The sequence below is a fragment of the Actinomadura sp. NBRC 104425 genome, assembly GCF_030269545.1.
In the GTDB taxonomy this organism is placed as follows: domain Bacteria; phylum Actinomycetota; class Actinomycetes; order Streptosporangiales; family Streptosporangiaceae; genus Spirillospora; species Spirillospora keratinilytica.
Genome location: NZ_BSTN01000004.1, coordinates 178,195 through 195,220 on the forward strand (window position 1 = coordinate 178,195; position 17,026 = coordinate 195,220).

The 17,026-nt window shown below is 74.3% G+C and carries 16 protein-coding genes; 7 read left to right on the plus strand and 9 right to left on the minus strand.

What is annotated here, in order from left to right; all coding sequences use genetic code 11:
• Window positions 1-16 precede the first annotated feature (16 nt).
• The 3 genes from cydB to cydC are packed head-to-tail and all read left to right on the plus strand — an operon-like array spanning window position 17 to window position 4,595.
• Entirely contained in the window at window positions 17-1,108 is a 1,092-nt protein-coding gene (gene cydB, locus QSK22_RS08650) for a cytochrome d ubiquinol oxidase subunit II (protein ID WP_285493491.1), read from the plus strand.
• Window positions 1,105-2,817: a thiol reductant ABC exporter subunit CydD gene (cydD, locus tag QSK22_RS08655; RefSeq protein WP_285493492.1), complete on the plus strand. Its 1,713-nt coding sequence runs from the start codon at window positions 1,105-1,107 to the stop codon at window positions 2,815-2,817. Before cydB ends, cydD begins: the two co-directional genes overlap by 4 nt.
• A complete protein-coding gene (gene cydC / locus QSK22_RS08660; RefSeq protein WP_285493493.1) occupies window positions 2,814-4,595 on the plus strand; it encodes a thiol reductant ABC exporter subunit CydC in 1,782 nt (593 codons plus the stop codon). Before cydD ends, cydC begins: the two co-directional genes overlap by 4 nt.
• On the opposite strand, the gene QSK22_RS08665 is transcribed toward cydC, so the two are convergent.
• The 3 genes from QSK22_RS08665 to QSK22_RS08675 all read right to left on the minus strand — a co-directional run bounded on the left by QSK22_RS08665 (window position 4,568) and on the right by QSK22_RS08675 (window position 8,843).
• The gene (locus QSK22_RS08665; RefSeq protein ID WP_285493494.1) at window positions 4,568-5,947 is read right to left on the minus strand and encodes a coiled-coil domain-containing protein; all 1,380 of its coding nucleotides are present in this window, start codon (window positions 5,945-5,947) and stop codon (window positions 4,568-4,570) included. The genes cydC and QSK22_RS08665 overlap by 28 nt on opposite strands.
• A 55-nt stretch (window positions 5,948-6,002) precedes the next feature.
• The gene (gene fdhA, locus QSK22_RS08670) at window positions 6,003-7,226 is read right to left on the minus strand and encodes a formaldehyde dehydrogenase, glutathione-independent (protein WP_285493495.1); all 1,224 of its coding nucleotides are present in this window, start codon (window positions 7,224-7,226) and stop codon (window positions 6,003-6,005) included.
• A gap of 87 nt (window positions 7,227-7,313) precedes the next feature.
• Complete coding sequence (locus QSK22_RS08675; protein WP_285493496.1) at window positions 7,314-8,843, minus strand: MptA/MptB family glycosyltransferase; 1,530 nt, start codon at window positions 8,841-8,843, stop codon at window positions 7,314-7,316.
• Between the two features lie 162 nt (window positions 8,844-9,005).
• On the opposite strand from QSK22_RS08675, the gene QSK22_RS08680 reads away from it, so the two are divergent.
• Together QSK22_RS08680 and QSK22_RS08685 are read left to right on the plus strand one after the other, a co-directional pair.
• Window positions 9,006-9,224 carry a hypervirulence associated TUDOR domain-containing protein gene (locus QSK22_RS08680; RefSeq protein ID WP_285493497.1) on the plus strand — a complete coding sequence of 73 codons (219 nt, stop codon included), beginning with the start codon at window positions 9,006-9,008 and terminating at the stop codon, window positions 9,222-9,224.
• 4 nt (window positions 9,225-9,228) lie between these two features.
• Window positions 9,229-9,564 (plus strand): DUF3140 domain-containing protein, encoded by a 336-nt coding sequence (locus QSK22_RS08685; RefSeq protein WP_285493498.1) that lies wholly within the window; start codon window positions 9,229-9,231, stop codon window positions 9,562-9,564.
• 17 nt (window positions 9,565-9,581) lie between these two features.
• Here QSK22_RS08685 and QSK22_RS08690 read toward each other — a convergent pair whose 3' ends face one another.
• A complete protein-coding gene (locus QSK22_RS08690; protein WP_285493499.1) occupies window positions 9,582-10,721 on the minus strand; it encodes an FAD-dependent monooxygenase in 1,140 nt (379 codons plus the stop codon).
• Between the two features lie 119 nt (window positions 10,722-10,840).
• On the opposite strand from QSK22_RS08690, the gene QSK22_RS08695 reads away from it, so the two are divergent.
• Window positions 10,841-11,146, plus strand: a complete 306-nt coding sequence (locus QSK22_RS08695) for a hypothetical protein (protein WP_285493500.1) — start codon at window positions 10,841-10,843, stop codon at window positions 11,144-11,146.
• On the opposite strand, the gene QSK22_RS08700 is transcribed toward QSK22_RS08695, so the two are convergent.
• Window positions 11,065-11,997 carry a DUF5996 family protein gene (locus QSK22_RS08700; protein ID WP_285493501.1) on the minus strand — a complete coding sequence of 311 codons (933 nt, stop codon included), beginning with the start codon at window positions 11,995-11,997 and terminating at the stop codon, window positions 11,065-11,067. The two genes, QSK22_RS08695 and QSK22_RS08700, sit on opposite strands and share 82 nt — an antisense overlap.
• 76 nt (window positions 11,998-12,073) lie before the next feature.
• Window positions 12,074-12,268 (minus strand): hypothetical protein, encoded by a 195-nt coding sequence (locus QSK22_RS08705; RefSeq protein ID WP_285493502.1) that lies wholly within the window; start codon window positions 12,266-12,268, stop codon window positions 12,074-12,076.
• Window positions 12,269-12,729: 461 nt separating this feature from the next.
• On the opposite strand from QSK22_RS08705, the gene QSK22_RS08710 reads away from it, so the two are divergent.
• The gene (locus QSK22_RS08710) at window positions 12,730-13,170 is read left to right on the plus strand and encodes a Fur family transcriptional regulator (RefSeq protein ID WP_285493503.1); all 441 of its coding nucleotides are present in this window, start codon (window positions 12,730-12,732) and stop codon (window positions 13,168-13,170) included.
• Between the two features lie 107 nt (window positions 13,171-13,277).
• Here the strand turns inward: QSK22_RS08710 and katG are convergent, their stop codons facing one another.
• The 3 genes from katG to QSK22_RS08725 all read right to left on the minus strand — a co-directional run bounded on the left by katG (window position 13,278) and on the right by QSK22_RS08725 (window position 17,023).
• On the minus strand, window positions 13,278-15,512 hold the full coding sequence (gene katG / locus QSK22_RS08715; protein WP_285493504.1) for a catalase/peroxidase HPI: 2,235 nt from the start codon (window positions 15,510-15,512) through the stop codon (window positions 13,278-13,280).
• Between the two features lie 33 nt (window positions 15,513-15,545).
• A complete protein-coding gene (locus tag QSK22_RS08720; protein WP_285493716.1) occupies window positions 15,546-15,950 on the minus strand; it encodes a Fur family transcriptional regulator in 405 nt (134 codons plus the stop codon).
• A gap of 815 nt (window positions 15,951-16,765) precedes the next feature.
• Window positions 16,766-17,023 carry a hypothetical protein gene (locus QSK22_RS08725; RefSeq protein ID WP_285493505.1) on the minus strand — a complete coding sequence of 86 codons (258 nt, stop codon included), beginning with the start codon at window positions 17,021-17,023 and terminating at the stop codon, window positions 16,766-16,768.
• Window positions 17,024-17,026 lie beyond the last annotated feature (3 nt).

Sequence of the window (17,026 nt, forward strand, 5' to 3'; positions counted from 1 at the left end):
ACTCCCGGAGACGCTCATGGAACTGACCACCGTCTGGTTCACGCTGATCGCCGTGCTGTGGACCGGCTACTTCGTCCTGGAGGGGTTCGACTTCGGCGTCGGCGTGCTGCTGCCGGTGCTTGCGCCGCGCCGCGGCGCCGCCGACGGCGGCGCCCACGCCGACACCGACCGCCGCGTCATGATCAACAGCATCGGGCCGGTGTGGGACGGCAACGAGGTGTGGCTGCTGGTCGCCGGCGGCGCCACCTTCGCCGCCTTTCCCGAGTGGTACGCCACCCTGTTCAGCGGCTTCTACCTGCCGCTGCTGCTGATCCTGGTCGCGCTGATCGTGCGGGGCGTGGCGTTCGAGTACCGCGGCAAGGGCCCGGCGTCCGGCCCCGAGGCCGAGCGCTGGCGGCGCAACTGGGACCGCGCCGTCTTCTGGGGCTCGCTCGTCCCGGCCTTCCTGTGGGGCGTGGCGTTCGCCAACATCGTCCGCGGCGTCCCGATCGACGCAAACCACCACTTCACCGGAAACCTGCTCACCCTGCTCAACCCGTACGCGCTGCTCGGCGGGCTCACCACGCTGGCGGTGTTCACGCTGCACGGCGCGGTGTTCCTGGCCCTCAAGACCGACGGCGAGGTGCGCTGGCGCGCCCGGGCCCTGCTGACGCGGCTGGCCGCGCCGGTCGCCGTGCTCGCCGCCGCGTTCCTGGCCGTCACCCAGATCATCCAGGGCAAGCCGCTGACGTGGGTCACCGCCGCCGTCGCCGCGGTCGCGCTGCTCGGCGGGATCGCGGCCGGGCTGCGCGGCCGGGAGGGCTGGGCGTTCACCGGCACCGCCGTGGCGATCGCGGCGACGGTCGCGACGCTGTTCGGCGACCTGTGGCCGAACGTCATGCCGTCCACCACCGACACCGCCCACAGCCTCACCGTGCACAACGCCGCCTCGTCCCCGTACACGCTCGAGGTCATGACCTGGGTCGCGGTGGTCTTCACGCCGGTCGTCCTGGGTTACCAGGCGTGGACGTACTGGGTGTTCCGGCGCCGCCTCACCCGGCAGGCCGTCGCCCCCGCCGAGCCGACCCCCGGAGCCGGGGCGGCACCCGGAGCAGAGGCGGCACGGTGAGACCGCCGCTCGACCCGCGCCTGCTGCACCACGCCCGCGCCGCCCGCGCCTTCCTCGTCGGCACGGTGGCGCTGGGCCTGGTCGCGACGGGGCTCGTCCTGGCCCAGGCCGTGCTGCTCGCCCGCATCCTGGCCGGGGCGTTCGACGGGCAGGGCGCCGCGGACCTCACCCCCGCGCTCCTGCTCCTGCTCGCCGTGGCGGCCGGGCGCGCCCTGGCCGCCTACGGCGGGGAGGCGCTGGCCCTGCGCGCGGCCGCCGCGGTCAAGGCGCAGCTGCGGCTGCGGCTGGTGAGCCACGTCCTGCGCAGCGCCCCGGACCCCTCGCGGCAGCCGGGCGAGCTGGCGACGCTGGCCACCCGCGGGCTGGACGCGCTGGACCCCTACTTCGCGCGGTACCTGCCGCAGCTCGTGCTGGCCTTCCTGACGCCGGTCGCCGTGCTCGCCGTGGTGGGCGGTGCCGACCTGCCGTCGGCCGGCGTCATCGCGGCCACCCTGCCGCTGATCCCGGTGTTCATGGTCCTGGTCGGCCTGCACACCCGGGCCCGCACCGAGCGGCAGTGGACGCTGCTGGAACGGCTGGGCGGCCACTTCCTCGACGTGGTGGAGGGGCTGCCGACGCTCAAGGTGTTCGGCCGCGCCAAGGCCCAGGCGGCGGTGATCCGCGAGGTGACCGGTGCGCACCGGCGGGCCACCATGCGCACGCTGCGGGTGGCGTTCCTGTCGGCGCTGGTGCTGGAGCTGCTGTCCACGCTGGCGGTGGCGCTGGTCGCGGTCGAGATCGGGCTGCGCCTGCTGGGCGGCGGCATGCCGTACGAGACGGCGCTGCTGGTGCTGCTGCTGGCCCCCGAGGCGTACCTGCCGCTGCGCAACGTGGGCGCCCAGTTCCACGCCAGCATGGAGGGCGTCACCGCCGCCGGGCGGGTGTTCGAGGTCTTGGAAAGCGGTGTGCCGGAGGACACCGCCGCCGGTGACGCCGCCGGACGGGATGGCGGACAGGACGGCGGGCGCCTGCGCCTGGACCGGGTGACGGTGCGCCATCCCGGACGGGACCGCCCTGCGCTGTCGGAGGTGTCCCTGGAGGTGGCGCCGGGGGAGCGGCTCGTGGTCGTCGGGCCCAGCGGCGCGGGCAAGAGCACCTTGCTCGCCGTGCTGCTGCGCTTCGTCCAGCCCGCCGAAGGGCACACCGGCTTCGAGGACATCCCCGCCGAGCGGTGGCGCGAACGCATCGCCTGGGTGCCGCAGGACCCCTACCTGTTCGCCGGAAGCGTGGCCGACAACATCCGGCTCGGCGACCCCGGCGCGTCCGACCGCGCCGTGCGGCGCGCCGCCCGCCTCGCCGGGGCCGACGAGTTCGTCCGGGACCTCCCCCAGGGGTACGACACCCCGGTCGGCGAACGCGGCGCGCGCCTGTCGAGCGGGCAGCGGCAGCGCATCGCGCTGGCCCGCGCGTTCCTGCGGGACGCGCCGCTGCTGCTGCTCGACGAACCCACCGCCCACCTCGACGGCGAGAGCGCCGAAGGCGTCCGCACCGCCGTCGAACGCCTCATGGAGGGACGCACGGTCGTGCTGGTCACCCACGACCACGCCTGGACCCGGCTCGCCGACCGGGTCGCCGAGATCGACGGCGGACGGCTCACCATCCGCCGCCCGCCGTCGGCGCGGCCGGACGCGCCGCCGGAGACGGCGGCGGTCATGGCGGTGGCGTCATGACCGCCGTGCCGTCGGCCGCGCGCCGCGCCCCGCTGCCGCGCCTGCTGGGCCTCGCCCGGCCGCTGCGCGCACGGCTGCTGGTCGCCGTCCTGGCCGGGGCCGCCACCACCGCGGCCGGGATCGCGCTGCTGGGCGTGTCCGGATTCCTCATCGCCCGCGCCGCCGAACATCCCGGCGTCACCGCGCTCACCATCGCCGTCGTGGCCGTGCGCGCCCTCGGCGTCAGCCGCGGCGTCCTGCGCTACGTCGAGCGGCTGGCCTCGCACGACGTGGCGTTCCGGGTGCTGGGCGACGTCCGCGTGCGGGTCTACCGGGCGCTCGCCCGCATCGCCCCCGCCGGGCTGCGCGAGCTGCGCTCCGGCGACCTGCTCGCCCGGCTGGTCTCCGACGTCGACGACACCCAGGACGTGTTCGTCCGCGGCGTCGTCCCGCCCGCGGCCGCCGCGCTGGCGGGCGGCGCGGCCGTCGCCGCCTGCGCGTTCCTGCTGGCCCCGGCGGCCGGGGCGCTGGCCGCCGGGCTGCTGGTCGCGGGCGTGCTGGTCCCCCTGTGCTCGGTGCTGGTCACCCGCCGCGCCGCGCACCGCGCCGCGGCCGCCAGGGGACGCCTCGCCACGAGCGTCGTCGACGCCCTGTCCGGAGCCCCGGACCTGATCGCCTTCGGCGCCCGGGACCGGGCGATCGCCTCCCTCGCCGCCGCCGACCGCGAGCTCACCCGGCAGACCCGGCGCAACGCGTTCGCGCTGGCGCTCGGCGCCGGGCTCGGCACCGCCGTCACTGGCCTGACCGTGTGGGCGGTGCTGCTGCTGGGCGTGGCGGCCGTCGAGGACGGCGACCTGGGACGGGTCCCGCTGGCCGTGCTCGCCCTCACCGCGCTGGCCGCGTTCGAGGCCGTGGCACCGCTGCCCGCGGCGGCGGCGCGGCTGGCCGAGACCGGCTCGTCCGCCCGCCGGATCATGCGCGTGCTGGACGCCCCCGACCCCGTGCGCGAGCCGTCCCGCCCGCTGCCGCCGCCCGAACCCCCGGTCACCGTGCGGCTGCGCGGAGTCAGCGTCCGGTACGGGCCGGACGAGCCCTGGGCGCTGGACGGCGTCGACCTCGACCTGGAGCCCGGCCGCCGCGTCGCCCTGGTCGGCCCCAGCGGCGCGGGCAAGAGCACCGTCGCGGCGCTGCTGCTGCGCTTCGTCGACGCCCAGCGCGGGCAGGTCACCGTCAACGGCCGCGACCTGGCCGACTACGCCGCCGACGACGTGCGCCGGGTGATCGGCGGCTGCCCGCAGCACCCGCACGTCTTCGACAGCACCCTGCGGGAGAACCTGCGGCTGGCGCGCCCCGGCGCGAGCGACGACGAGCTCGCCGCGGCCGCCGACGCCGCCCGCCTGCTGCCGTGGATCCACTCCCTTCCCCAGGGCTGGGACACCCCGGTCGGCGTGCACGGCGCCCGCCTGTCCGGCGGCGAACGGCAGCGGCTGGCCCTGGCCCGCGCGCTGCTGGCCGACCCGGCGCTGCTGGTGCTCGACGAACCGACCGCCCACCTGGACCCGGCGGCCCGCGCGGCCCTGACCGCCGACCTGCTGCGCGTCACCCGCGGCCGGACCACCCTGCTGATCACTCACGACCTGGCCGGCCTGGACGCCGTGGACGAGATCGCCGTGCTCGACCGCGGGCGGATCGTGCAGCGCGGCACGCACCGCGACCTGCTGCGCAGCGACGGCCTCTACCGCCGCCTGTGGGCCCGCGGCGGCGCGGAAGGTCAGGCCTCCCCGCCGCCGTCCTTTTGATCGCCGTCTTGGGCGGCGGGCGCGTCGTCGTCCGGGTGGGAGCGCCGCGTGGCCTGGTGGACGCGCACGGCCAGGACCGCCCGCGCGAACCGCGCCGCCGTCTCGCCGTCCAGGACGTCGGGCACGCCGTCCAGTCCGATCAGGCCGCCGGGCAGCGCGAGCACCGCGCCCGCCTCGCCGGGCCCGCCGAACCGGACCCCCTGGTCGTCGCCGAGGTCCTCCACCGAGGGCAGGTCCAGCGCCGACCGCAGGGTGTCCTGCAGGGCGCGCAGGGCGGCGGCGTCCCGGTCGGCGCGGTCGACGGCGGCGTCCACGCGCTGCTCGGCGCGGTCGGCGCGGGCCTGCGCGTCGTCGAGGCGGGCGATGGCGTCGTCGGCGAGCTGCTCGGCGCGGTCGGCGCGCGCGGCCTGCTCGGCGGCGCGGGCTGCGGCGGCGTCCAGCTCGACGGTCAGCCGCTGGATGTCGCTGTGCGCGGCGGCCAGCTCGGCCCGCAGATCCCGTTCGGTCTTGGCGGCCGCCTCGAGCCGGGCGAACGCGTCGTCGGCCTCGGCGCGCGCCTCCTCCAGCTCGGTGCGCGCCATGGCCAGCGCGCTCTGCTCGGTGGCCAGCTGCGCCAGCAGGTCGTCGCGTTCGCTCTCGAGCTGGGCGCGGGCCTGCCGCTCGGTGTTCCACGCCGCCTCGGCGCGTTTGCGCAGCCCCTCGGCGTGCGCGGCCTCGTTCGCGGCGGCGGCCCGGGCCTGCTGCGCGGCGCCGGCCTCCTTCCACGCGTTGGCCTCGCTGTTCTGGGCGGCGGTGACGCTCGCCTTCGCGGCCGCCATGCCCGCGCGCAGCTCCTCGATCGCGTCGGCGGCCTCCTGCCGGGCCGCCTCGGCGCGGGCCTCGGCCAGCTCGGCGCGGTCGTCGGCCTCGGCGGCCGCCCGCCGGGCGCTGCGCGCCTCGGCCAGCGCCTCCTCGGCCCGGCCGATGACACCGCGCACCTCGTCGTCCAGCCGATCGCCCAGCACGGCGGCGGTGTCGGCGAGCTGGGTCACCAGCGCCGCCAGCCGGTCGACGTCCTGGGCCAGCGCCCGGACCGGCGCGGCCTCGTCGTCGCGGGCCGCCGCCTCCCCGGTGTAGGCGACGCGGTGGGCGTCGCCGCAGAACAGGGCGTCCGGGCCCGCCCCGGCCGGCACCGGCCGTCCGCAGTACACGCAGTGCCGGCCTGCGCGCTCCTCGGGGATCACGCCCGCCGGGGCCGCCTCCGGGGGCAGGTCGTCCTCGTCGACCAGTCCCGCGGCCGGCGGCCTGATGGGCGCCGTCGGTTCCACGTCGCTGGAAGGATGCCCATCCCGGCCGTCTTGATCTCCGTTCACGGGATGCATCCTAGTAAGACCCGCGGTGTCCGTGTTGCCCGAAGCGCGGGTCGCCTCAGGCCGCGTCGGCGAGCAGTCCGTGCGGGTCGAGGACGTACTTGCGCGCGGCGCCCCGGTCGAACTCCTGGTACCCCTCGGGCGCCCGGTCCAGCGGTATCACCGTCGCGTTGACGTTCTCGGCGATCGACACGCGGTCGTGCAGGATCGCCGTCATCAGCCGGCGGTGGTAGCGCATCACCGGGCACTGGCCGGTGGCGAAGGACAGCGACTTGGCCCAGCCCAGCCCCAGCCGGATGGACAGCGACCCGACCTTGGCGGCCTCGTCGGACGCCCCCGGGTCGCCGGTGACGTACAGGCCGGGAATGCCCACGGCGCCGCCCGCCCGGACGATCTCCATCAGCGTGTTCAGCACGGCCGCCGGGCGCTCCGCCTGCGCCTCGGCGCCGTGCCCGCGCGCCTCGAACCCGACCGCGTCGACACCGCAGTCGACCTCCGGCGCCCCCAGGATCTGCTCGATCCGGTCCCGCGGATCGCCGCGCGAGACGTCCACCGTCTCGCAGCCGAAGCGGCGCGCCTGGGCGAGCCGCTCCTCGTTCAGGTCGCCGACGATGACCGCGGCGGCGCCCAGCAGCAGGGCGGACGTGGCCGCGGCCAGCCCGACCGGCCCGGCGCCGGCGATGTAGACCGTCGAACCGGTGGTGACGCCGGCGGTGACGCAGCCGTGGTAGCCGGTCGGGAAGATGTCCGCCAGCATCGCCAGGTCCAGGATCTTCTCCATGGCCTGGTCCCGGTCGGGGAACTTCAGCAGGTTCCAGTCGGCGTAGGGGACCAGCACGTACTCGGCCTGGCCGCCGACCCACCCGCCCATGTCGACGTACCCGTACGCCGACCCGGGCTGGTCGGGGTTGACGTGGAGGCAGATCCCCGTCTTGCCCTCCTTGCAGTTGCGGCACCTGCCGCAGGAGATGTTGAAGGGCACCGAGCACAGGTCGCCGACCTTGATGAACTCGACGTCCGGCCCGGTCTCGACGACCTCGCCGGTGATCTCGTGGCCGAGCACCAGCCCCGCCGGCGCGGTGGTGCGGCCGCGCACCATGTGCTGGTCGCTGCCGCAGACGTTGGTCGCGACGCACTTGACGATCGCCCCGTGCGGCGTCTTGCGGCCCACGTTGGCCGGATTGACGCCGGGCCCGTCCTTCAGCTCGAACGTCGGGTACTCGGTGGCGTGCACTTCCACCTGCCCCGGCTTGACGTACACGACGCCCTTGTTGCCTGGCATGGCCGTACCCCGATTCTCTCCGCCGCCGGAGGCTTCCGGCGTCCGGCCGGTCGAGACCCGGCGGCTCTCATGCCGTCGCCACGACCCCTACCCCCTGTGCGCCTGCCAACCGCGCGTCCCCGTTCCGGCTGCGCGGCCTGCGGGGGCGGGGGTGCGCGCCCTGACGGTGAACAGGCACACGAGCACCAGGGCGGCCGAGAAGAGCAGGACGGCGACGCGCGCCGCCTCGTACTGGGAGGGGGCGGTGCCGATGCCCGGCAGGAGCACGACGCTGAGCACCGCGCCGCGCACCACCAGAGCCTCGTCGAAACGCGTGAGCGGCAGCAGGGCCAGCAGCGGCAGGAAGGCCGCGTCGTACCAGGGGTACTGGACGGGCGACATCACCACGCAGGCGATCGCGAACGCGATCAGCGGACGCACGTCCAGCGGCCGGTCCCGCCCGGCGGCGGGGGAGGTGTCGCGGTGCAGCCGCCACCAGAGCACGGCGGCGGTCGCCAGGGTGCCCAGCAGGATCGTCGCGCTGTAGACGGTGGAACGATCCCGCAGCGGCTCGGGGATCGGCAGGAACAGGTCGCTGTCGTGGGCCATCCGCTGGGTCAGCGACGCGATCGCCGTGCGCCCGGCGGCGAGGTAGCCGATCGCGACGGTGGCGGCGGCGCCGAGCGCGCCGGCCGCGAGCGTCCGGGGCCGCCGCAGGCACGCCGCCGCCAGCCCGAGCACCGGGAACAGGAACGTCACCTTGGCGGCGACCGCGGCTCCGGCCAGGGCGCCCGCGGCCAGGCCGTGCACCAGCTCGGCCCTGCCGGTGCGCGCCCGCCTGGCGAGCAGGAAGACGGCGCCGGTCAGCAGCGCCACCGCCAGCACGTCGACGTGGCCGCTGGCGACCATCCAGAACAGCGCCAGCGGATTGGCCGTCCACAGCACCGCCGCCCGGACGCGGGCGGTCGGCTCGGGGCCGCTGAGCCGGTCGATCATCACCGCGGTCGCCAGGAACGCCATGAGGTGGATGACCTTCAGCCAGAAGACGATCCAGCCCATGGACGCGCCGCCGAGATGGGCGGCCAGGGCGTGCGCGGCGGTGGCGACCGGCCCGTACACCGTCGGCTGCTTCGCCCATGCCCGGGGCCGCAGCAGCCCCACCGGGTCGCCGGTGTGATGCAGCTCGTTCGGCGTCATCACATACGGGTCGAGCCCGAGGTCGGTGATGCGGCCGTAGACGGCGTAGTTGAGGATGTCGATGGAACCGGACGGCGGCAGCAGGGCGAACAGGACCGCGGTGAGCGCTCCCGCCGGCAGCAGCACCCGGGGGCGGATGCCGTTCCATCCCCGCCGCAGCGCCCACAGCACCAGCACGACGCCGAGCCCGGCGCAGACGGCGGCGCCGCGGCTCACCGCGGTGACCGTGCTGCGGGACGGCTCGGCCGCCCAGTGCAGGAACGGGCCGTCGGGACCCCAGCGCGCCACCAGCCCGGACGGCCCCGCCGCCATGCCTGCGGCGAACACCGCCGCGCCGACCCCGAGGAGGCCGAGCCCCAGCACCCCGGTGACCCGGCCGCGGCGTCCGCCCGCAGCCGACGTCGTATCGCGGTCACCTGCCCGTCCATTCAAAATCAGCACCTGCGGAACCTTATGCGAACCTCGGGGGTGTTGCGGGGAGTTCACGAAGATATAAGGCCGCCGTTGGCGGGTTGTGCCGCGGCCGTCCGCCGCCGGTGCGTTCCCTCCTGACCTGGGGGTATGGGACCCGGACAGGCGAAACCGGGAACCCGGGAGGGCACCATGGCCAAGGGCGACAGGCTGCGCAAGGGCGACCGGGTCTCCTGGCGCAGCCACGGCGGCGAGGCCCGCGGCGAGGTCGAGCGCGAGATCACCGAACGGACCGAGGCGGCCGGCCGGACGGTCGCGGCGTCGCCGGACGAGCCGCAGTACGAGGTCCGCAGCGACAAGTCCGGTGGCAGGGCCGTGCACAAGCCCGGTGTGCTGGAGAAGGAGGACTGAGACCGTGCCGGGCGAGGACGACGAGCAGATCGCGAGCCTGTTCCACGAACTGGTCAACCTCACCCCCGCCGAGCTGGAACGCTGGCTCGATACCGAGGAGTCCAAGGCGGCCGGGCAGCATCCGGGAGGCGGCGAGTCCACGGGCCACGAGTCGGGCCGCCGGATCGTCGCGCTGCTGCGGACCAACGCCCGCGACCTGTCCGCCGACGACTACGCGCACATGCGCAAGGTCGTCGGCTACATCCGCCGGCACCTGGCGCAGCGCCCCGACGCCGACGTCCGCGACACCCGCTGGCGGCACTCTTTGATGAACTGGGGGCACGACCCGCTCAAGACCTGACCGGACGGGCGCCGCCGTCACGGCCGCCAGGCGAGGACGGGCGCCATGGCGCGCACGGCCGCCGCACCGGGCGCGAGCCGCGCGCCCAGGTCCCGCGCCGCCGCGGCCGGCGGCCACTTCGCCAGGGTCAGCGCCGCCATCCGCGCGGAGCGGCGCGCTATGCGCCGGGTGCGGGGTCTGCGCAGCCGGTCGTAGCGGACCAGCGCGGACTCGATGTCGGCGGCCTGGTCGAGGCAGGCGGCCAGCACGACGGCGTCCTCCAGGGCCTGGCAGGCGCCCTGCCCCAGGTTCGGCGCCATCGCGTGGGCCGCGTCGCCGAGCAGGGCGACCCGGCCCTTGGCGTAGCCGGGCAGCGGCGGCAGGGCGTAGACGTCGTGCCGCAGCACGCCGTCCGCCGGCACGGCGTCGAGCAACCGCGGGATGGGGTCGGGCCACTGCGCGAACCGGCGCCGCAGTTCCGCGGCCTCCCCGTCCGGGGCGGCCCCGCCCGGCGGCACCGTCGCTGCGGCGAAGCAGTAGGTCCTGCCGCCCGTCATCGCGGTGAAGCCGAACAGTTCGCCGCGTCCCCACGTCTCGCCGCCGCCTGCGACCGGCTCGGGCAGCGGCGGTGCGATCATCCGCCAGGCGGTGAACCCCGCGTACCGGGGCGCCCGGGCATCCGGCCAGTGCAGGCGGCGCACGGAGCTGCGCAGGCCGTCTGCGCCGACCACCAGGTCGGCCCGCAGCTCACCGGCCCCGTGCTCGACCACCACCGTGTCACCGTCGGCGCCTATCCCGGTCACGGCGGTGGACGGCAGCAGCGCCTCCCGCGGCAGCGCGTCCGCCAGGACGTCCACCAGGTCGGCGCGGTGCACCATCAGCACGGGGAACCCGTACCGGCGTTCGAGCTCGGTGTTGTCGACCCGCGACAGCCAGCGCCCCGACCGGTCGCGCACGCCTCCAACGCTCTCGACCGCCCCGATGCCGCGGACCCGGCCCGCCAGGTCGAGCGCCGCCAGGGCCCGCAGCGCGTTGGGCCACAGGCTGATCCCGGCGCCGATCTCGGTGAACTCCGCCGCCCGCTCGCAGACCCGCACCTGCCAGCCGCGGCGGCTCAGGGCCACCGCCGCCGCAAGTCCGCCGATTCCGCCCCCGACGACAACCGCCCTGCGCGCCATCTCTCACCTCACCGGAGCCGACGCCGCCGTGCTCCGCGCGGCGGACACCCCGCGGACGGCTTCCATTCTCGCGGGGCAGCGGCCCGCGCCGCCCGCGGCCCCCGCGTCAGCTCTCCCCGGTGCCCCTGCCAGGCGCCGACCTGCCGCAACGCGACGGCCCCCGTAGCGGGGGCCGTCACGACGACGCGGCCGACGACGAGGCCGACGACAAGGCCGACGACGAGGTCTTCGCCGTCGGAGTCGAAGACATGCGGGGCGGACAGCGCGCACTGGTCGGAGCCATCACCGGGAATGTGCCGGCCGGGGACGCCCGGCTGACCGCGCGGGACCTGCGGCGCCGCTGCTACCGGTGGTCGTCCCAGCGGTGCGGGTCGGCCTCCAGCGCCGCGCGGTCCCAGCCGCCCAGGTCGGCGGCCGCCGCGTAGGTCGTCTCCAGGAACTCGGTCAGCGCCCCGTCCGGGTCCGCCGCCGTGGCCACCGCCTCGTACGGAAGCAGGAACTGGCCGTTCTCCCGGCTGTAGAACGCCGCGTCCGGGCCGACGGGGCGGTCGGCGAAACCGTCCGGCTCGGGATAGGCGTAGGCGTAGAACGCGCCCTCCTCGGCTCCGCCGGGCCAGAAACCGCAGCTGGACAGCTCGTGCGAATAGCCCTCCACCATCACCCAGTCCGGGCAGTTCGGGACGCCGCCGGGGTGCCGCGGGGCCCGCCGCCCGGAGAACCTGGTGCAGGCCAGGTCGAGCGCGCCCCAGAACACGTGCACCGGGCTGACCTTGCCGATGAACCGGGACCGGAACCGGCTGATCACCCGGTGGGCCTGCAGCAGCTGTCGCCAGAACAGCTGCGCCGCGTGCGGGTCGTAGGAGGCGTGCCGCTCGTCCTCGGCGAACGGGATGGCCGGCTCCACCTCGTTCGGCCGGGCCCGGATGCGCGTCGGCACGCCCAGCTCGTCCAAGCTCCGCATGACCTCGGTGTAGAACCGGGCCACCGGCTTGGGTTCCAGCGCCACCTGCCGGTCGCCTCCGTCGCTGGTGCGGACGTGCAGCCGGTGGGCCAGGAAGTCGAACTCGATGTCGAAGGCGCCGTGGCCGCAGGGGACGGCCGAGGTGCTCAGTCCCCGCGGTGTCACGTACAGGGGGGCCTGCCACCAGTGGTTGACCATCGGCGCGTGGGCCAGCCGGATCTTGCCGACGATCTGCGTCCACATGTGCAGGGTGTCCCGCGTTTCGGACCAGTCCGCCACCCTCAGCCGCGGCCACCCCGCGCTCGGTTGGGTCACAGCGTCACCCCGTTCTTCCACCGGAAGGCGGCGCGGGGGACGGCTCCTCCGCACGCTCGTCCCCCGCGCCGTCCGGTCAGCAGATGTCCGACGACCCCGGGCTCAGGATCGGAATGTTCACCGAGATCAGGTCGCTGAGCACCTTGTTGCACTTGATGCCGCCGTGCCCGCCGTGCCCCGAGGCGACCGCCGCCGTGGCCGTGCTCGCCGGCCCGGCCATGGTCATCGCCGTCATCGCCGCCGTCAGGACGATCCGAGCGCAACGTGTCATGTTCGGTCCTTTCCTTCGTGTATCTCACCAACTTCGATGAGTAGCTACTTGATAACACAGAGTATTCGATCATGGTCGGGCTGGTCGGCTACCGATGTGCTCGGGGGGATACGCGCCCAAGCGTCCGCTCGGGAGGACGCGATGGATGCCGATGCGCCTACAGGGACGGTGTGCAAGGGGTGCGGCGACGGCGGAGTGCCGCCCGGCCGTGGGGCGGGCACGGTGCGGCTGTTGCCATTGTGATGTAGACGGCTGCCCGCCTGGCTATAAGACTGTCTCGCTCACGCCATAGGCGGGCCGCTGCGCCCCGTCGCCGACGGTGAAGGTCTGGAGGGGCGCTACCCTCCGTGTTCACGCACAAAGGCAGGCGTGTAGTTTACTGTAAGCATGCCGTCTCTTGACTAGACTTGCTTCATTCGTTGTCTCGAAACGTTCGTGTTCATGAAGGCAGGTTCGGTGCCATGACCGCATCCCAGACCCCGACCACCGCCGAGGAGCTGCGCGGTGCCGGTCTGCGGGTGACGGCCGCCCGCGTCGCGCTGCTGGAGACCGTCCGGGACGGCGACCACCTCGGTGTCGAGGCGATCGCCTCCGGGGTGCGCGAGCGCGTAGGCCACATCTCCCTTCAAGCCGTGTACGAGGCCCTGCACGCGCTCACCGCGGCCGGGCTGGTACGCCGCATCGAACCGGCCGGCAGCCCCGCCCGCTTCGAAGGTCGCGTGGGCGACAACCACCACCACCTGGTGTGCCGCAAATGCGGCGCGGTCAAGGACGTCGACTGCGTCGTGGGGCATCCGCCCTGCCTGGACCCGGTGGACGACGCCGGATACCTGGTCGACGAGGCCGACGTCACGTTCTGGGGGCTGTGCCCGCGGTGCCGTTCCGAGGCCGGGAACGGCTGACCCCGCGGGCGCCCGTCTCACGTCTGCGACACCGGTCGGCGTCCGCGCCGAAAAGCGGACGTCCAGGCCGGCCCGTGCGGACCGGCCTGGACGTCAGGGGCTGACGGCTAGCGGGCGAGGTCGAACCGGTCCAGGTTCATCACCTTGTCCCACGCCTTGACGAAGTCGCGCACGAACTTCTCCTTGGCGTCGTCGCTGGCGTAGACCTCCGCCACCGCGCGCAGCTCCGCGTTGGCCCCGAAGACCAGGTCGACGCGGCTGCCGGTCCACTTGACCTCGCCGGTGGAGGCGTCCACGCCCTCGAACGTGTCGGAGTCCTCGGACGTCGGCCGCCACGTCGTGCCCAGGTCGAGCAGGTTCACGAAGAAGTCGTTGGTCAGCTTCCCGGGCGTGTCGGTGAAGACGCCGAGCTGCGAGCGCTTGTAGTTCGCGCCCAGCACCCGCAGGCCGCCGATCAGCACGGTCATCTCCGGCGCGCTCAGGGTCAGCAGGTTCGCCCTGTCGATCAGCAGGTACTCGGCCGGCAGCCGGTGGCCCTTGCCGAGGTAGTTGCGGAAGCCGTCCGCGGTCGGCTCCAGCGGGGCGAACGACTCGGCGTCCGTCTGCTCCTGCGAGGCGTCCATCCGGCCCGGGGTGAACGGCACCTCGATGTCGAAGCCGGCGTCCTTGGCGGCCTTCTCGACCGCGGCGCACCCGCCCAGCACGATCAGGTCGGCGAGCGAGATCTTCTTGCCGCCGGTCTGGGCCGAGTTGAACGACTCCTGGACGCCCTCCAGGGTGCGCAGCACCTTGGCCAGCTCGTCGGGCTCGTTGACCTCCCAGTTGCGCTGCGGTTCCAGGCGGATGCGGCCGCCGTTGGCGCCGCCCCGCTTGTCACTGCCGCGGAACGACGAGGCCGCCGCCCACGCGGTGGCGACCAGCTGGGAGACCGACAGGCCCGAGGCGAGGACCTGCTGCTTGAGCGCGGCGATGTCCTGCGCGTCGACCAGCTCGTGGTCCACCTCCGGAATGGGGTCCTGCCACAGCAGCGTCTCCGACGGCACCTCCGGGCCGAGGTAGCGCGTGACGGGGCCCATGTCGCGGTGGGTCAGCTTGAACCACGCCCGGGCGAAGGCGTCGGCGAACTCGTCGGGGTTCTCCTTGAAGCGCCGCGAGATCGGCTCGTAGATCGGGTCGTAGCGCAGCGCGAGGTCGGTCGTCAGCATCGTCGGGGCGTGCTTCTTCGACGGGTCGTGGGGGTCGGGGACGGTCCCGGCGCCGCCGCCGTCCTTCGGCCTCCACTGGTACGCCCCGGCCGGGCTCTTGAACAGCTCCCACTCGTAGCCGAACAGGGTCTCGAAGAAGCTGTTGTCCCACTTGGTCGGGGTGGGCGTCCAGATGCCCTCCAGCCCGCTGGTGATCGTGTCGTTGCCCTTGCCGGTGCCGTAGCCGTTCTTCCAGCCCAGGCCCTGCTGCTCCAGGGGCGCGGCCTCGGGCTCGGGCCCGACGTGCTTGTCGGCGGGCGCCGCGCCGTGCGTCTTGCCGAAGGTGTGCCCGCCGGCGATCAGGGCGACCGTCTCCTCATCGTTCATCGCCATGCGGCGGAACGTCTCGCGGATGTCCCGGGCCGCGGCGAGCGGGTCCGGGTTGCCGTTCGGCCCCTCCGGGTTGACGTAGATGAGGCCCATCTGCACCGCGCCCAGGGGCTTTTCGAGCTCGCGGTCACTGCTGTAGCGCTCGTCGCCGAGCCAGGTGGTCTCGGGGCCCCAGTAGACGTCCTCCTCCGGCTCCCAGGCGTCCACGCGGCCGCCGGCGAAGCCGAACGTCTTCAGACCCATCGACTCCAGCGCGACGTTGCCGGCCAGGATCAGCAGGTCGGCCCACGACAGGCTCTTGCCGTACTTCTTCTTCACCGGCCACAGCAGCCGGCGCGCCTTGTCGAGGTTGGCGTTGTCCGGCCAGCTGTTGAGGGGCGCGAAGCGCTGCTGCCCGGACCCGGCGCCGCCGCGGCCGTCGTCGATGCGGTAGGTGCCCGCGCTGTGCCACGCCATCCGGATGATGAACGGACCGTAGTGGCCGAAGTCGGCCGGCCACCAGTCCTGCGAGGTCGTCAGCACATCCGCGATGTCCCGCTTGACCGCGGCCAGGTCGAGGCTCTCGAACGCCTTGGCGTAGTCGAAGTCCTCGCCGAGGGGGTTGGCCACGGCGGGGTTCTTGGCAAGGATCTTCAGGTTGAGCCGGTTGGGCCACCAGTTGCGGTTGCCGCCGCCCTGCGTGGGGTGGGGGAGGCGCTCGTGCGCCACCGGGCACCCGCCTTCGCCCTCGTTCACCTCGGCGAGTACGGCGTCGTTGTTCTCGGCCATGCGATTCCTTCCACAAGCTCAGCGGGGGTGGGTTCAGGAACTGCGGGTGGTGGAGCAGTCGGGGCACAGGCCCCAGTAGATGACCTCGGCCTCGTCGATCGCGAAGCCGCGGTCGTCGGATGCGGTCAGGCACGGCGCCTCACCGACGGCGCAGTCGACGTCGGCGATCGCCCCGCATGACCGGCACACGAGGTGGTGGTGGTTGTCGCCGGTCCGCGACTCGTACCGCGCCACGGAACCGGACGGCTGGATGCGCCGCACCAGACCCGCCGCCGTCAACGCGTGCAGCGAGTCGTAGACGGCCTGGTGGGACACCTTCGGGAGATTTCTGCGCACGGCGGCGATGATCGTGTCCGTGTCGGCGTGCGGATGCGCGTGCACCGCGCTCAGCACCGCCAACCGGGGGCGGGTCACGCGCAACGCGGCCCCGCGCAGCATCTCCCGGAAGTCGAGGGGTGCGACCACGCCCCAGAGATTGGCCTATTTTCTGGAATCAGTCAAGAACTTGTCTCTACCAAGATCACGTCCTAGAGTGCCGCACGACAGGACCGTGCTTTCCCGGCGCGACCCCCTCCCCTGTCACTGGGCTGACCTGCCAAAACGGCAGTTCGGCCGCGCCTGCAGGCCGCCGCCCGGACTCCAGGTCCGCCAAGCCGGGAGTCCGGGCCGGTGTCCCGCGGCGGGGTGCCCGCACATCGAAGGGGGGCGGCCGCCGGATTCCGGCACCGCGGTCACTGGAAGGGGACAAGTCGCCGGACTTCCACCGCGCGCGCATGCCGCACGGCGCCTGACACCGGGGGTCCAGCGGTGGCAGGCACCGCCGAGCGGTTCGATGCGCGCGCGGTGGAGACGGCGCGACCAGCCGGTGACACCGCCCCGCCTGCCCGCGCCGGTGTCACCGACCGGACGCACCGAAGAGCCCCGCCGGCGCAGGACGCCGCAGCCCGATGACATCGCCGGCCACCATGCGGCGAGACCCGCCCGCCACGGCCACGGAACGTCATCAGGCCACGGACCGACCGTACAGGGGCTGCCACTCCCGCCGCCCCACCGCCGGACTCCCGCACCCGCCACCGGCCGCCCCGCACCTCACGGCGAATCGGGCACGCATCCCCCGGCGGGGCGATGGTGCGTTCCGGCCGTCTGGAGCGGGACGGAGGGTGCGGGGGCGTGCGCAGGAGCCCTCAGGAGCGGCAGCGCCATCCGGCAGGATGGCCGCGAGCAGATCTCCGGTTCGGCCGCGTCCAGGCCCGTCAACTCCCGCGCAGCAGATCCGCCAGGATGGCGAAGACCACGACGACGAGGGTGTACGCCAGAAGGGCGACGACGGCTTCCGCCGTCATACCGAGCGCGAGGAAGGTGCCGCCGAGCGGCAGGCACACCAGCCCGGGCAGCACCGCGCCCACGAGTGCGGGAAAGCGCGCCCGCAGGCGGACCCCGCCGGGCGTGTTCAGGATCGCGACATAAGTCATCACGATCAGGAGCAGTATCGGCAGCAGAAGGACGCCCAAGGC

What these genes read in the sequence shown, in the direction of transcription:
- QSK22_RS08705 (WP_285493502.1), bottom strand. Translation starts at nt 12,268, where the DNA reads ATGACACGTTGCGCTCGGATCGTCCTGACGGCGGCGATGACGGCGATG.
- QSK22_RS08690 (WP_285493499.1), bottom strand. Translation starts at nt 10,721, where the DNA reads ATGGCGCGCAGGGCGGTTGTCGTCGGGGGCGGAATCGGCGGACTTGCG.
- QSK22_RS08720 (WP_285493716.1), bottom strand. Translation starts at nt 15,950, where the DNA reads ATGCTGCGCGGGGCCGCGTTGCGCGTGACCCGCCCCCGGTTGGCGGTG.
- cydC (WP_285493493.1), top strand. Translation starts at nt 2,814, where the DNA reads ATGACCGCCGTGCCGTCGGCCGCGCGCCGCGCCCCGCTGCCGCGCCTG.
- katG (WP_285493504.1), bottom strand. Translation starts at nt 15,512, where the DNA reads ATGGCCGAGAACAACGACGCCGTACTCGCCGAGGTGAACGAGGGCGAA.
- QSK22_RS08710 (WP_285493503.1), top strand. Translation starts at nt 12,730, where the DNA reads ATGACCGCATCCCAGACCCCGACCACCGCCGAGGAGCTGCGCGGTGCC.
- cydB (WP_285493491.1), top strand. Translation starts at nt 17, where the DNA reads ATGGAACTGACCACCGTCTGGTTCACGCTGATCGCCGTGCTGTGGACC.
- QSK22_RS08680 (WP_285493497.1), top strand. Translation starts at nt 9,006, where the DNA reads ATGGCCAAGGGCGACAGGCTGCGCAAGGGCGACCGGGTCTCCTGGCGC.
- fdhA (WP_285493495.1), bottom strand. Translation starts at nt 7,226, where the DNA reads ATGCCAGGCAACAAGGGCGTCGTGTACGTCAAGCCGGGGCAGGTGGAA.